The sequence below is a fragment of the Viridibacillus arvi genome (genome assembly GCF_001274945.1).
GTDB classification, from domain to species: Bacteria; Bacillota; Bacilli; order Bacillales_A; family Planococcaceae; genus Viridibacillus; species Viridibacillus arvi.
This window is the reverse complement of record NZ_LILB01000008.1, coordinates 171,844-185,687: the sequence shown is the minus strand read 5'-3', so window position 1 is coordinate 185,687 and position 13,844 is coordinate 171,844. Positions and strand designations below refer to the sequence as shown.

Here is a 13,844-nt window from a genome sequence, read left to right as displayed (position 1 = left end):
ATCGTTTTCCAATATAAAATAGTACAAAAAATATATTTTTATATTAGTTTAATTACTTTTCTCAAAAAATATACTTTTATCGTATGATTTTATTCATTATTTTTTTGATTTTTACGATTTTGGAATTCTGCTAGATGTTTTTCGATTTCTTCTACAGAGCTTTGTAAAGAAGCAATTTCTTGTTGTAGATTTTCTTGAATAGGCGCTGTCTCAGCTTGCCAAGAAGCAAAAGATTCTTTTGATTCTTCAATCACCTTAGGTATTGTTTGTTGAGCTTCATTTTTTATGTTCTCAATTGACCCTTTAATATCAGCAAGTCTATTTTGAAGATCCTCTTTAGTAGTTTGCAATGATGATCTAAATTCTTTACCTGATTGTGGCGTAGATAAAAGAACAGCTACCATACCACCGATTGCTCCAGTTGTTAAGCCGAGTAAAAATGTAGATGTTTTCATATTATCGTTTCTCCTTCCTACTTTAAACTATGTATATCCTTCTTTTACTATAATAAAACATGATATTCAATAAAAGAAATTAAAACAAAAATTATTTATTATTTATAGCTATTAAAAAGAAGGTCATTATCTATAGTATTGTAGATAGTGACCTTCTGAATTATATTATCTTTTATTTTGGTATTTAGGCATGTGTTAAAGATGTATTAAATTTAGATCGTTTAACCAAATTAATGATGATTGGGTAAATAATAATAAATGCTACGACGTTAATGGCAACAGCAGGTAATACAACTGTTATGAATAATGCTGTAAATGGAATTTTCGCGCCAACAACTAGTATTGCAGAACCTAAGAAAACACTTCCTGAAATAATCGTACCTACACCGGCAAGAACAGCCGATACTGCAATTTTCTGAGCAAACTTTTGTAATAATACAACTGCTGCATAGAAAATAAATGCTGTTACTAATTTGTCGATAATGTTCGGTACAAAGCCAGCTGGGAATGTTGAAAATAAGCCTGAAATCACGCCTGTTGTTATCGCTAATAAGAAAACTTCCTTAATACCAGGGAATAATAAGATGCCGATAAACATCATCGTTAGCATGAAGTCTGGCTTCATACCACCATTAATTCCTGGAATCACGACATATAATGCTGCACCTACACCAACTAAAAGTGCCATTAAAACTAAATTCTTCGTATTCATTTCTCATCTCTCCTATAGCTACACTGAGCTCAACTTTTGTTATTTCCTTCCGTATCCTCGTGATCGGAAGCGAAACTTATACATGATATTACAGGTAAATTATCGTGAAATCAATACTATTATATAATAGTAATAATAAGAAAGTTATCTTATTTATTTAGATGGGCAATAATTTGTTCAGCTAAATCAGCTAAAATTACTGGCGTATATTCATCTGGTTTTGTAGTCCAAGTAGGTTTAAATCCATCTGTTTCATCATATCTTGGAATGAAGTGTAAATGAAAGTGGAATACAGTTTGTCCTGCCGCTTCACCGTTATTATTTACTAAGTTCATGCCAGCTGGGTTGAATGTATCTTTGATAGCATTAGCAATTTTAGGTGCAACGGCAAAGAGATTCGAAGCTACTTCAGAAGACATTTCAAAAATATTTGCCACGTGCTCTTTAGGAATTAATAATGTATGACCTTTTGATAAGGGGCCAATATCCATAAAGGCATAGACAAATTCGTCTTCGTAAACTTTCGTACTAGGAATTGAACCATCGATAATTTTACAAAATAAACAATCGCTCATAAAAAACACACCTTTCATCATTTTGCTTTTTATTTTACCATATTGGTAACTGCTAGATTGCGAAAATTTTGATAAACTGTAAGAAGAATAGGAGTGACGAGGAATGACAGTATTAGAATTACAATCCGTAACAGGTGGTTATACGAGAAAACCTGTTATTCATGATTTATCCTTTACAATTCAACCTGGAGAACTAGTCGGACTAATTGGACTGAATGGGGCAGGGAAAAGTACTACAATTAAACACATTATCGGATTAATGACTCAAAAAAGTGGAGACATTCTTCTAAATGGGATCACAATAAAGGAAAATATGGATCAATATCGTTCCTCATTTTCATATATTCCAGAAACGCCTGTTTTATATGATGAGTTAACTTTGAAAGAACATTTAGAACTAACAGCAATGGCATATGGTTTGGATGAACAAACATTAAAAGAACGCTCTGAACCATTATTAAAAGAATTCCGTATGGAAAAACGATTAAATTGGTTCCCGTCTCATTTCTCAAAGGGGATGCGTCAAAAAGTAATGATTATGTGTGCATTCTTAGTTAATCCATCATTATATATTATTGATGAGCCATTTTTAGGACTAGATCCTTTAGGTATTCAATCATTATTAGATCATATGGATGAAAAGAAAAAAGACGGGGCATCTATATTGATGTCTACACATATTTTATCGACGGCTGAAAAACATTGTGACCGTATTTTATTGTTACATAATGGCCGACTTCGCGCACAAGGGACGATGAATGACTTACGCCAAGCATTCAATATGCCAGGTGCAACTTTGGACGACTTATACATCGCAATGACGAAGGAGCAAGAACATGAATAACTTGCATGATGTGTGGCGTACACGCTTCTTTCATTATATAAATGAAGTGCAAAAGTATATGAAGTATGTCTTTACGGGGCATATGGCAATCGTACTTGTATTCATCATCGGTGCAGGTGGCTATCAATATAGTGAGTGGCTGAAAACCAATCCAGTAGATTTTCCTTCTATATTAGTAACTGCAATTGTATTAGGTTTTCTATTAGCATTTAGCAATCCTACGACTTTAATCCGTGAGCCTGACCAAGTGTACTTATTGCCACTTGAGACAAAGCTTCCAATTTATTTTAAGAAAGCCTTGAATTGGACATTTTGGTCGCAGATTCTTGTCGTTGTTATACCTTTTATCATAGCCCTACCTATGCTAAAGCAAATAGGACAAGTATCTAGTGGAACAATCGGATTAGCATTTGTTATTGTTGTATTCATGAAGTGGTGGAATGTACAAGTTGATTTTGCATTTCGTTGGGCTAATAGAGGACAAGCAGTATGGGGAGATCGCATTGTAAGAGTACTGATTTCTATTACTGTTGTAGCATCAGTGTTATTAATGAATGTATGGATGATGCTTATTGTTGCTATTCCAGTAATCTATTATGGTTTTACTTGGATGAAACAAAAGGCTATGCATCCCTTCCCTTATGAGCATTTCGTAAAACTTGAGCAAAATCGTATGTTGCGTCTTTATCGCTTTGCTAATTATTTTACGGATGTACCGCACATACACGGTAGCATTAAAAGACGTCAGTGGTTGGATGCGCTATATAAAATGGTGCCGTTTAAAAAAGAAAATACACAAGCTTATTTGGTGTTCCGCACTTTCGTTCGTACAGATGACCATTTCTATTTATGGGTACGCTTAACGGCGATAGCTGGAATAGGCGCTTTTATCATTAATATGCCTGTTGCTGTTGGCGTCTTTTTAGCAGCGCTTGCATTTGCGACGACAATTCAGTTGAAGCAAGCATTAATTTCTTCAACAGATTTCAGTATGTATATGTTATATCCATTACCTGCAGTTTATCGTAAACTAGCAGTTCATAAAATTGTTCGAGTAGTAAATATTGTACAAGCGATTATCGTGTTAATTTGTGGCATAGGTAACCCATTATTTTATGTTGGACCTGTGATTATGTTAATCGTTGGAGAGATTACATTACGAATGACAAAATAAAGAAAATCCTGGGACAGTGAAAATGTCTCAGGATTTTTTTGTTATATATTTTGATAATCGAGTACTGCTGCACCTAACGTTTTAGAAGCAATCAACATTGCTTCTTCACGGAAATCGAATTTTGCATGATGATGAGCATATGCAGTTCCTTCAGGCATGGCACCTGTAAAGAAGAATACACCAGGTACCTTTTCTAGATAGTACGAAAAATCTTCCCCAACCATAAGTGGAGCACATTCAACTACTTCATTAACACCAGGAATATCCTTCGCGATATCAAAAAGGAAAGTAGACTCTTTTTCATGATTGACAACAGCTGGATAGCCCCTAATATATTCGAATGTGTAGTCACAATCAGCTGCAAGGCAAGTACCTTTAATAATACGTTCAATTTCAGCTTCAACTAGATCACGGACTTCAGGTAAAAATGTTCTTACAGTACCTGACATTTTAGCTTCTCCTGCAATAACATTAAAAGTGTCTCCTGCGTGGAAAGAACCGATTGTTACTACTGCTGATTTAATAGGGTCTACTCGACGAGAGACGATATGCTGTAAATTTGTAACAAGTTGTGCACCAATTGTTACAGTATCAATCGTATCTTGTGGCATTGCACCATGTCCACCACGACCGTGTATAGAAATTTCGAAGCGATCAGCTGAAGCCATCATAGGACCTGAACGATGTTCGATAGTGCCAAACGGTGTTTGTGACCATAAATGTGTGCCAAATACAGCGTCAACTCCATCCAAGCATCCCGCTTCTACCATAGGTTTTGCTCCACCAGGCGCTATTTCTTCAGCATGTTGATGAATGATAACATATTCACCAGCTAGCTGATCGCGCATTTCATGAAGTGCTTTTGCAAGTTGTAATAATGTGGCTGTATGACCATCATGACCACAAGCATGCATAACACCAGCGACAGTTGATTTATAGGGAACATCGTTTAATTCTTGAATAGGAAGTGCATCAAAATCTGCTCGTAATGCAATTGTTTTACCAGGTTTTGCACCTTTAATGCGTGCAACAACCCCGTTGCCACCAACGTTTGCTTCATAAACAACGCCGAGCTGATCGTAAAATTTTTGTATATACTTAGCTGTTTCAGTCTCATTAAAAGAAACCTCAGGATACATATGTAAATGGCGGCGAATTTGCACCATGTCTTTATAAGAAGCATCTAGTTTATCAAAAAGTTGTAGTTTCATCTGTTATACCTCACTCATAATTAGTATTTTTGATTTGCTTTTATTATAACAAAAAAAGCCGAGCGCTTGACTCGACTTTAGTAATTAATCTTCAGTTTCTTCATTTTTTGCAGTGGTATAAGTTGTTACATACGCTTTACTTGTGAATATGTTGCGATTTTCAATACCTACTGCAGCAACTTGATTTTCAAAAGCGTCTTTATATGCTTTTGATACTTTCCAAGCTTCAAAGGAAGTTGGACCTGACCATTCCGTTAAGACAATATAAGTTTCGGAATTGATAGGTTTAAGTAAACGGTATGCTTTGAAACCAGGATCTGATTCAATTACATGCGAACGACTTAAAAAACGATGTTCAAATAGTGGTCGGCCTTCATCAGAAACAGGTAGATGATTCATTACAAAGAATCCTTTGTCTTCTAATTCATTAATTGAATCGATTACCTCGTAGCTTCTAGGGGTTTGGAATACAGATTTTCCCTCTGTCTCATGTAGCAACATAGAGTTGCCAGAGCCATGTAATACAATCATTTTTTCGTTTGAGTATTTTTTTCGTAAGCTCTCCATAAACTCTGGAGTTCCAGATGTTAAATAAATATTCAATAATAACGCCTCCTATTTAATTTGTGTATTCTTAAAATTAATTAGTTTCAGTGGCTAGCGCTTTCAGCATTCCCTTATACAATATTTAGCCTTAGCTTATATTAATTAAACATTATAATGTGCACAATTAATAATTGTATGTTTGATATATCGATAATAAGTAAAATATATTAAAAGAATTTGAGGTTTTCTAGATTGTCAGACATCTTTGTCGAAAAGATGTCACCAATACAAACATTTTCATGACATTTCGGGCGGAAAACTATACAATAACATGGGAAACGACTATAGTGAAAACGGATACGAAAGTCGAAACGAATAACTTTTTTAAATGAAGGGAATGAATCTATTCATGAGAAAGATTAATGATACGCTTTTACGCGCAGCACGTGGAGAGAGGACAGCCTATACGCCTGTTTGGTATATGCGTCAAGCAGGACGTTCACAGCCTGAATACCGTAAGATTAAAGAAAAATACTCGTTAGAGGAAATTACACATCAACCAGAATTGTGTGCTTATGTGACACATTTACCGGTACAAAATTATAATGTTGATGCAGCCATTTTATATAAAGATATCGTAACACCACTACCAGGTATGGGTGTTGATGTGAAGATTAAAGCAGGTATTGGTCCAGTGATTTCAAATCCGATTCGCTCTGTAAAGGATGTAGAAGCTTTACGCGAATTTAATCCTGAAGAACATGTACCATTCGTGCTTGATACAATAAAACTTTTAACTGAAGAACAATTAGATGTACCGTTAATCGGTTTTGCGGGCGCTCCTTTTACACTTGCGAGCTATATGATTGAGGGTGGCCCTTCTAAAAGTTACAGCTTAACAAAATCATTCATGGTCTCTGAGCCACAAGCCTGGTTCATGTTAATGGACAAGTTAGCGGATATGATTATTGTGGATATTAAAGCGCAAGTTGGAGCAGGGGCTAAAGCATTCCAAATTTTCGATTCATGGGTTGGAGCACTAAGCAAAGAAGATTATCAAATTTTCATTAAACCAGTTATGACAAGAATTTTTACTGAGCTAAAAGAGTTAGATGTTCCGATGATAACATTCGGTGTAGGTGCAAGTCACTTAGCAATGGAATGGCATGACTTACCGGTAGATGTTGTCGGCTTAGATTGGCGTTTGCCGATTAAAGAAGCGCGCGCTATGGGTATGACTAAACCAGTGCAAGGAAACTTAGATCCTACATTATTATTAGCTGATTGGTCTATTATTGAAGAACGTACAAAAGCAATTATTGACCAGGGCTTAGAAGTACCGGGGCATATTTTTAACCTAGGACACGGTGTTTTCCCTTCAGTAGATCCAGATGTTTTAAAACGTTTAACAACACTTATTCACGAGTACAGTGCAGAGCAAGTTAAAGTACGTTCTTAATAAGTAGTAAATAACTTTTTGAGGTGAAATTACAATGAAAAAAACAATGGGCTTATTAGTTATGGCTTATGGTACACCAAACAACGAAGATGAAATTGAAGCATACTATACACATATTCGCCATGGTCGCAAACCTAGCGAAGAATTAATCGAAGACTTACGTAGTCGTTATCAAGCTATCGGAGGTATTTCTCCTCTTGCTGAAACAACTCGTAAACAAGCAGCAGCATTATGTGCTCGTTTAAATGAAGTTCAAGACGAAGTAGAGTACAAATTATATATTGGTCTAAAACATATTGCACCATTCGTAGAAGATGCAGTTGAAGCAATGCATAAAGACGGAATTACTGAAGCTGTTTCCATCGTACTTGCCCCTCACTTCTCAACATTCTCTATTAAATCGTACAATGGCCGTGCGAAAGAAAAAGCAGAAGAATTAGGTGGTTTAACAATCACTTCAGTTGAAAGCTGGTACAAAGAGCCGAAATTCATCCAATATTGGACAGAAAAAATCAACGAAGCGTTTGCTGACATGTCAGAAGAAGAACGTAAAACAGCTTGTCTAATTGTTTCTAACCACTCATTACCTGAGAAAATTGTTAAATTAGGTGACCCGTATGCGGACCAACTACATGAGACAGCTGAAATTCTTCAAAAAGAAACAGGAGTAGAACATATGGAAGTAGGCTGGCAGAGTGCTGGTCAAACGCCAGAGCCTTGGCTAGGACCAGATGTTCAAGATTTAACTCGCGAACTATACCATCAAAAAGGCTTCCGTTCATTTGTTTATACACCAGTAGGCTTTACTGCGGAGCATTTAGAAGTTTTGTATGATAATGATTATGAATGTCGTGTTGTTTGTGAAGAATTAGGCGCTAACTATCGTCGTCCGGCTATGCCAAACGATGATCCATTATTCATCGATGCTATGGTTGATGTTATTAATAAAACGTTATCTCAAGCCTAATAGAAAGTGATGATTGATGTGACTGAACAAAAGCAAAGAGTAGCCGTTATCGGTGGTGGGATTACAGGCTTAGCTGCTGCGTTCTATTTGCAAAAAGAGGCTAAAGAAAAAAAACTTCCATTAGAAATAGTACTGATTGAATCTTCTCATCGTTTAGGTGGCAAGATTCAAACTGTACGAAAGGAAAATTTCGTCATCGAACGCGGTCCAAACTCATTTATTGATAACAATAATAGTATGGCCAAATTAGTAAAAGACTTAGGTATCGAAGACCAGCTGATTCGAAGTGAAGCAGGTCAAACGTACATTACTGTCAATGAAAAACTATATCCAGTACCAGCAGGTTCAATTTTAGGGATTCCCACAAAATTATCTTCATTTTTAGCTTCTGATATTGTGTCATGGAGTGGTAAATTACGTGCTACATGTGACCTATGGTTTCCTCGTTCTAGAATACAAGAAGATCAGCCGTTAGGAAAATTTATACGTAGAAGATTCGGTAAGGAAACTGTTGAAAATATTATAGAGCCGCTTTTATTAGGTGTTTCTGCTGGAGATATAGAACAGCTTAGTTTGGAAGCGACTTTTCCAGAACTAATTGAAATGGAAAAAGAATATAGAAGTTTAATGACAGGTATGAAAAAGGCACTTTCTGAGATCTCTCATGATGACTCGAAGGGTATTGAAGAGCAGCGTTCATTCCAAACTTTTATAAATGGTCTTGAAACGTTGATAGAGGCATTAGAGGGACAACTTATAGATACAACTATATTAAAAAGTGTCAAAGTTGAATCGATTGCAAAAACAGCGCATCAAGTCACATTATCTTTGAATAATAAGTCCTCAATTACCGCAGACGCAGTAATTTTAGCTACACCACATCTTATAAGTCAAAAAATGTTTGCCAAACAAGGATTATTACAAGGATTGCAAGATATTCCACTAACAACTGTTGCTTCCGTTTCGATGGCATTTCCCATTGAAGCAATGAATGAAAGTTTTACTGGCACTGGACTAACTGTTGCGCGTAATAGCGATTTTTCAATTACATCTTGTTCATGGGCACATCGAAAATGGCCGTCATTTGTTCCAGCGGGCTATGCTTTATTGGAAGTCTATGTAGGACGTTCAGGCGATGAAGCGATTGTTGAATTATCGGATAGTGAGATTGAAAAGATTGTCTTACAAGATTTAAATAGAGTGATCCCACTAAAAGGAAGTCCATTATTTACGGTTGTTTCAAGATGGAAAGAAGCTATGCCTCAGTATAAAGTTGGCCACGCTCAGCGTGTGGAATTAGCTAAACAAGAATTAAATGAACATTTTCCTACAATGAAGTTGGTAGGGAGTTCATATGAAGGAACAAGCTTACCTAATTGTGTTGACCAGGCTAGAAGCGCAGTGGATGAGTTATTAATAAAGTTATTTGAATAATGGAGTCGTTCTTTTCGTTGGTTTAAAGATACCTACAGAAGAGCGATTTTTTTTGACCTTTTTTATTTGAGGCGTCTTCCACATTTCTAATTTGTTCACAATTTACTTAGCTTTCTTTCATTATTATTTCACATTTATACAGTATGATGAAAAGGGAGGGGGGATGGAGTTGAGAAAGCGTATTACGGTTATCATATTATTTGTCTTATTACTCCTTTTTGGATGTGGAAAGGATGCATACCCAGCGATTCCAGCAGATTCTTCCTTTATCGCAGCTGTCAATATACAGCAGCCTTCAGTAACTTTTGTAAACAAAGAACTTAAGATTTTTGCTACTTGGCAATTAGAGAAAGCCTACACAGGTGCTACTTTGATTGGTCAGCAATATTTACTACTTTATGGTAATCAGCTAGAGAGTGCGGACGTTTATAATTTAAGTACCGGTAAAGTGGTGTATTCTATTGCAACTGGTGTTGGAGTAACGAATGCTATCTATGCACCAAATAAGAAAATACTCTACATATCAAATGGCAAAACGAACCGTGTTACGGCTTATACTAATCAAGGTGAGCAAATTGCTGAGCAGAAAGTTGGTAATTATCCGATGTCGATGGTTACCCACGGACAAAATTTGTATGTAGTTAATTATAAAGATACAAAACTTTCTGTCCTTGATGCAGAGTCTCTGGAAGTGAAAGATAAGTGGCAAATTCCAAAGTCCTCTCATGGGATGATTATTTTAGAAAAAAGAAAAGAATTATGGCTTGGTGGACACGGTGCAGGTATGAAACCGAATACGTCTGTCGATATTTTTGATATAAATAAGGGGCAGAAGGATCGTGAACTTTCACTACCAATGATGCCAATTGGTTTTGCGATTGACGATGACCGAATATATGTTGTCAGTCATGGGCAAAGTCAGTTATATGAAGTAAATGACGAAGGTCATGTATTAAGTGCGCAAGAAATTGGTGCTAATCCATTTGCGGTGCAACTTTTTGAACAATATGTCGTAGTGGCAGGGTACGATGATCAAACTTTATACTTTATGAAAAATAATGAAGTTACAAAGAAAGTAAAAGTTGATAAAGGACCATTTCAATTGATTGTAAGGGAGATGAGCGAATGACATCCATTCTAATTGTAGATGATGAACGAGATATGAGGAATTTAATCCATATGATGTTAAAAAAGTCAGGATTTCAAACACTACAAGCTGAAAATGGTAACGTTGCTATAACAACCTTCGCTCAAGTGAAAGTCGATTTAGTATTGCTCGATGTTATGATGCCAGGTATAAATGGCTTCCAAGTATGCGAAGAAATTCGTAAAACATCGACTGTACCAATCATTTTCCTAACTGCAAAGGACGCAAATGAGGACAAGGTAAAAGGTTTAACGATTGGTGCAGATGATTATATTGTAAAACCATTTACATCAACAGAACTTGTAGCCCGAATAATAGCCGTGTTACGTCGTACGGGAAATGCTCCAGTGGAGATGCAAGTAAAGCATTTATGTAAAGGAACAATTGATTTAGACGAGGTATCCAGAAAAGTATTTGTATCTGGAAAAGTAATCCCCCTAACGTTAAAAGAATTTGACTTATTACATTTATTTATGACAAATGAAAATACGGTTTATACTCGTGAACAATTATTAGTGAGTTTATGGGGTTTAGATTATGCAGGGGGAACAAGAACAGTAGATACGCATATTAAAACACTTCGATTAAAACTAGGGAAAGAAGCTGGTCAATTTATTCATACAGTATGGGGGCTAGGCTATCGTTTCGAGGTAAGAATATGAAAAAACTGTCCACGCGTATTTGGGCTATGATTTTAATCTTCTTAACGCTAACGGTTCTTTTTATGTACATACTAACCCATTTTTTATATGAACGATTGTACGTTAAGGATGCGGAACAGTCGATGATTGATGTTGGGGAGAAATTGGCGACGATTTATGAAGGTGGAAAAGTAACCGATGAATTAATCGCGCAAATTGATAATTACAACAACTACTCAAATGTCTCTGTATTTGCAGTTAAGAATCCACGTGAACTAAGTGCTTGTGTACCATTTGATATTGATTATAAAACATTGATTGGTGCAGAAGAGCGACAGCAACTTTTACAAGAACAAACTGTCACCAAAATGGGATATGAGGAGCGCTTCGATCGCCAAATTATTTCTGTCATTATTCCGCTGACAGATCAAAATCGTTTAGAAGGTATTATTTATATATATTTCCCGTTAGCGAAAATATCAGAATTGGCATCTAAAGAAGTTATTTTTTTATTAGGTAGTGCAGCAGTATTTTTAATAATTGTAGGTTTTGGTATTTATAAAGGAATAGGTCATATTATGAAACCTCTTAATGCATTGCAAAATGCTGCAGAGAAAATGGCTGAAGGAAATTATGAAATGAGAGTCCAAGTTACATCAAAGGACGAAATAGGCAAGTTATCAAAAACCTTTAACAAAATGGCGACTGCTATTCAAGAAAATGATGAGTTGCAAAAGAGTTTTTTAGCTACTGTATCACATGAATTACGAACACCTATAAGTTATGTGAAAGGATACGGAGAAGCTATTCAAGAAGGTTTAATTCCTGAACAAGAACAGCATGAAACGATTTCCTTAATCGTCCGAGAAGCTAATCGTATGGAAAAGCTGACAAATGAATTGTTACAATTATCACGAGCAACTAACTTATCTGAACCGATTGCGTTATTTCCGTTACCACTCGCAGAAACAATTCGTGAGGTAGTGCTATTAACGGAGCAACAAGCGCTTAAAAAGGACATGAAAGTGAATATAGATGTTAGTGAGGATATCATTGTTAATGCAGATGAAGAGAAATTAAAGCAAATTCTCATTAACTTGATTGAAAATGCAATACGTTACTCTAATAAGAAGACATCAATAGAAATTAATGCAAAAACGAATGGACGTTTTGTAAGCATTCAAATACAAGATCATGGTATCGGGATTCCAGCGGAGGACTTACCTCATGTAACAGAGAGGTTTTATAGAGTAAATAAAGCGAGAAGCCGTAGTGATGGCGGAAGTGGATTAGGTCTTTCAATAGTTGACCAGCTTGTTAAATTGCATGAAGGTACTTGGCAAATTGAAAGTGAGTTTGAAAAAGGAACAACAATTACAATACAAATACCAATGGTAGAGGAGTTTTAATAATGAAGAAATGGATGATGGGGTTATTAGTAATTACAGGTTTACTTGCAGGGTGTAATAATGATGACAAACAAGAAGACCATTCGTCAAATAATGAAGGAACAACAGTTGAAGTAAAAGTTGATATTTTAACACCAGAAAAAGTGGAGGCAAATAAAGAGATTGAATTAGCTGCACATGTAACACAAGGTGGAGAAGATGTAAACGATGCAGATGATGTGAAATTTGAAGTATGGGAATCTGGTATGCGTGAAGATGGACAAATGATTGAAAGTAAATTGGACAAAAATGGTGAGTACAAAGCAGCTATCACTTTTGATCATGATGGAGTTTACTACATGTATGCTCACACAAATGCAAGAGGTCTACATGTTATGCCTAAACAAAAAATAATTGTGGGTAATCCAGATATGAATAAAGTGAAAGAAGAATCAAATGATACATCAAAAGGTATGGATCATATGAAGAAGGATGATAATGAAGATGAAGAATCGTCTGATCATTCATCAAAATAAAATAGCTCGTTATTTTGTATGGAAAACACTTGCAACTTTCAATTGTTGCGTGTAGAATAAATGACCAGATGACTAAATTAGTTTTCTGGTCATTTTTATTCAAAATGAAAGTTGGTGAGAAACAAAATGGACCGCAGACAAGAAATACTTGAAGCGGCTTCGAAGTCATTTTCTTTGTTTGGGTATAAAGCTACAACAATGGATCAAGTAGCGAAAATCGCAAACGTAGGGAAAGGAACAATTTATACTTTTTTTAGTAATAAAGAAATCCTTTTTCAAGAGATTGTCGTGAAAATGATTCAAGAGATGAAAACGGCAGCAGACGAAGCAATCTCAGCAGAAAAACCATTCCAGCAAAATGCACACGCGGTGTTGATGAAAGTATTAGAGTTTCGAGAAGTACATCTTCTGTATGCAAAATTGATAGAAGAAGAAAAGGAACTTAGAACACCTGCAGTGAAACATGTGCTCATTCGAATTGAACAAGAAATTGTTAACTTTGTGGGTGACAAAATTAAAACAGCCATTAGCAAAGGTGAAATTCGGGAATGTGAACCAGATCTAGTTGCATACTTATTATTAAAAGCTTATTTTGGTTTTGTTGCTGACTGGGGAGAAACGCATGATTTTGAACTGTCAGAAGAGAAAATAGCTTCACTGTTTCGAGATACCATTTTTCGGGGTCTCTTACCGTGAGACTCTTTTTTTGAATAAAAATGACTGATTGAGAGATTCAGTCACACAGTTTTATAGGA

The 13,844-nt window shown here is 35.8% G+C and carries 15 protein-coding genes; 10 read left to right on the top strand and 5 right to left on the bottom strand.

Going from position 1 to position 13,844, the window contains the following annotated elements:
- Positions 1 to 89: 89 nt before the first annotated feature.
- The 3 genes from AMD00_RS19780 to AMD00_RS19770 all read right to left on the bottom strand — a co-directional run bounded on the left by AMD00_RS19780 (position 90) and on the right by AMD00_RS19770 (position 1,742).
- Positions 90 to 455: a YtxH domain-containing protein gene (locus AMD00_RS19780; RefSeq protein ID WP_053418747.1), complete on the bottom strand. Its 366-nt coding sequence runs from the start codon at positions 453 to 455 to the stop codon at positions 90 to 92.
- Between the two features lie 184 nt (positions 456 to 639).
- A complete protein-coding gene (locus tag AMD00_RS19775) occupies positions 640 to 1,167 on the bottom strand; it encodes a tryptophan transporter (RefSeq protein ID WP_053418746.1) in 528 nt (175 codons plus the stop codon).
- Between the two features lie 149 nt (positions 1,168 to 1,316).
- The gene (locus tag AMD00_RS19770; protein WP_053418745.1) at positions 1,317 to 1,742 is read right to left on the bottom strand and encodes an HIT family protein; all 426 of its coding nucleotides are present in this window, start codon (positions 1,740 to 1,742) and stop codon (positions 1,317 to 1,319) included.
- A 103-nt stretch (positions 1,743 to 1,845) separates the two neighbouring features.
- Here AMD00_RS19770 and AMD00_RS19765 point away from each other — a divergent pair, with 103 nt between their 5' ends.
- Complete coding sequence (locus AMD00_RS19765) at positions 1,846 to 2,586, top strand: ABC transporter ATP-binding protein (protein WP_053418744.1); 741 nt, start codon at positions 1,846 to 1,848, stop codon at positions 2,584 to 2,586.
- Positions 2,579 to 3,760 carry an ABC transporter permease gene (locus AMD00_RS19760; RefSeq protein ID WP_053418743.1) on the top strand — a complete coding sequence of 394 codons (1,182 nt, stop codon included), beginning with the start codon at positions 2,579 to 2,581 and terminating at the stop codon, positions 3,758 to 3,760. Before AMD00_RS19765 ends, AMD00_RS19760 begins: the two co-directional genes overlap by 8 nt.
- A 41-nt stretch (positions 3,761 to 3,801) precedes the next feature.
- Here the strand turns inward: AMD00_RS19760 and AMD00_RS19755 are convergent, their stop codons facing one another.
- Together AMD00_RS19755 and AMD00_RS19750 are read right to left on the bottom strand one after the other, a co-directional pair.
- Complete coding sequence (locus AMD00_RS19755) at positions 3,802 to 4,971, bottom strand: M20 family metallopeptidase (RefSeq protein ID WP_053418742.1); 1,170 nt, start codon at positions 4,969 to 4,971, stop codon at positions 3,802 to 3,804.
- A gap of 84 nt (positions 4,972 to 5,055) precedes the next feature.
- Positions 5,056 to 5,574, bottom strand: a complete 519-nt coding sequence (locus AMD00_RS19750) for an antibiotic biosynthesis monooxygenase family protein (RefSeq protein WP_053418741.1) — start codon at positions 5,572 to 5,574, stop codon at positions 5,056 to 5,058.
- Between the two features lie 352 nt (positions 5,575 to 5,926).
- Here AMD00_RS19750 and hemE point away from each other — a divergent pair, with 352 nt between their 5' ends.
- The 8 genes from hemE (at position 5,927) to AMD00_RS19710 (ending at position 13,785) form a co-directional block, all read left to right on the top strand.
- Entirely contained in the window at positions 5,927 to 6,976 is a 1,050-nt protein-coding gene (hemE, locus tag AMD00_RS19745) for a uroporphyrinogen decarboxylase (protein ID WP_053418740.1), read from the top strand.
- Between the two features lie 34 nt (positions 6,977 to 7,010).
- Positions 7,011 to 7,943, top strand: coding sequence for a ferrochelatase (gene hemH / locus AMD00_RS19740; RefSeq protein ID WP_053418739.1), 933 nt, complete (start codon positions 7,011 to 7,013; stop codon positions 7,941 to 7,943).
- Between the two features lie 9 nt (positions 7,944 to 7,952).
- Positions 7,953 to 9,377 carry a protoporphyrinogen oxidase gene (gene hemY / locus AMD00_RS19735; RefSeq protein WP_053418738.1) on the top strand — a complete coding sequence of 475 codons (1,425 nt, stop codon included), beginning with the start codon at positions 7,953 to 7,955 and terminating at the stop codon, positions 9,375 to 9,377.
- A gap of 169 nt (positions 9,378 to 9,546) precedes the next feature.
- Positions 9,547 to 10,506, top strand: a complete 960-nt coding sequence (locus tag AMD00_RS19730) for a YncE family protein (RefSeq protein ID WP_053418737.1) — start codon at positions 9,547 to 9,549, stop codon at positions 10,504 to 10,506.
- Entirely contained in the window at positions 10,503 to 11,186 is a 684-nt protein-coding gene (locus AMD00_RS19725; protein ID WP_053418736.1) for a response regulator transcription factor, read from the top strand. Before AMD00_RS19730 ends, AMD00_RS19725 begins: the two co-directional genes overlap by 4 nt.
- Positions 11,183 to 12,574: a sensor histidine kinase gene (locus AMD00_RS19720; RefSeq protein WP_053418735.1), complete on the top strand. Its 1,392-nt coding sequence runs from the start codon at positions 11,183 to 11,185 to the stop codon at positions 12,572 to 12,574. The genes AMD00_RS19725 and AMD00_RS19720 overlap by 4 nt, the downstream gene beginning before the upstream one ends.
- 2 nt (positions 12,575 to 12,576) lie before the next feature.
- The gene (locus AMD00_RS19715) at positions 12,577 to 13,089 is read left to right on the top strand and encodes a FixH family protein (protein ID WP_053418734.1); all 513 of its coding nucleotides are present in this window, start codon (positions 12,577 to 12,579) and stop codon (positions 13,087 to 13,089) included.
- Between the two features lie 126 nt (positions 13,090 to 13,215).
- Entirely contained in the window at positions 13,216 to 13,785 is a 570-nt protein-coding gene (locus tag AMD00_RS19710; RefSeq protein ID WP_053418733.1) for a TetR/AcrR family transcriptional regulator, read from the top strand.
- Positions 13,786 to 13,844 lie beyond the last annotated feature (59 nt).

Excerpts from the sequence above, each read along its gene's own strand:
- AMD00_RS19780 (WP_053418747.1), bottom strand. The coding sequence starts at position 455 with ATGAAAACATCTACATTTTTACTCGGCTTAACAACTGGAGCAATCGGT.
- AMD00_RS19775 (WP_053418746.1), bottom strand. The coding sequence starts at position 1,167 with ATGAATACGAAGAATTTAGTTTTAATGGCACTTTTAGTTGGTGTAGGT.
- AMD00_RS19770 (WP_053418745.1), bottom strand. The coding sequence starts at position 1,742 with ATGAGCGATTGTTTATTTTGTAAAATTATCGATGGTTCAATTCCTAGT.
- AMD00_RS19765 (WP_053418744.1), top strand. The coding sequence starts at position 1,846 with ATGACAGTATTAGAATTACAATCCGTAACAGGTGGTTATACGAGAAAA.
- AMD00_RS19760 (WP_053418743.1), top strand. The coding sequence starts at position 2,579 with ATGAATAACTTGCATGATGTGTGGCGTACACGCTTCTTTCATTATATA.
- AMD00_RS19755 (WP_053418742.1), bottom strand. The coding sequence starts at position 4,971 with ATGAAACTACAACTTTTTGATAAACTAGATGCTTCTTATAAAGACATG.
- hemE (WP_053418740.1), top strand. The coding sequence starts at position 5,927 with ATGAGAAAGATTAATGATACGCTTTTACGCGCAGCACGTGGAGAGAGG.
- hemH (WP_053418739.1), top strand. The coding sequence starts at position 7,011 with ATGAAAAAAACAATGGGCTTATTAGTTATGGCTTATGGTACACCAAAC.
- hemY (WP_053418738.1), top strand. The coding sequence starts at position 7,953 with ATGATTGATGTGACTGAACAAAAGCAAAGAGTAGCCGTTATCGGTGGT.
- AMD00_RS19725 (WP_053418736.1), top strand. The coding sequence starts at position 10,503 with ATGACATCCATTCTAATTGTAGATGATGAACGAGATATGAGGAATTTA.
- AMD00_RS19720 (WP_053418735.1), top strand. The coding sequence starts at position 11,183 with ATGAAAAAACTGTCCACGCGTATTTGGGCTATGATTTTAATCTTCTTA.
- AMD00_RS19715 (WP_053418734.1), top strand. The coding sequence starts at position 12,577 with ATGAAGAAATGGATGATGGGGTTATTAGTAATTACAGGTTTACTTGCA.
- AMD00_RS19710 (WP_053418733.1), top strand. The coding sequence starts at position 13,216 with ATGGACCGCAGACAAGAAATACTTGAAGCGGCTTCGAAGTCATTTTCT.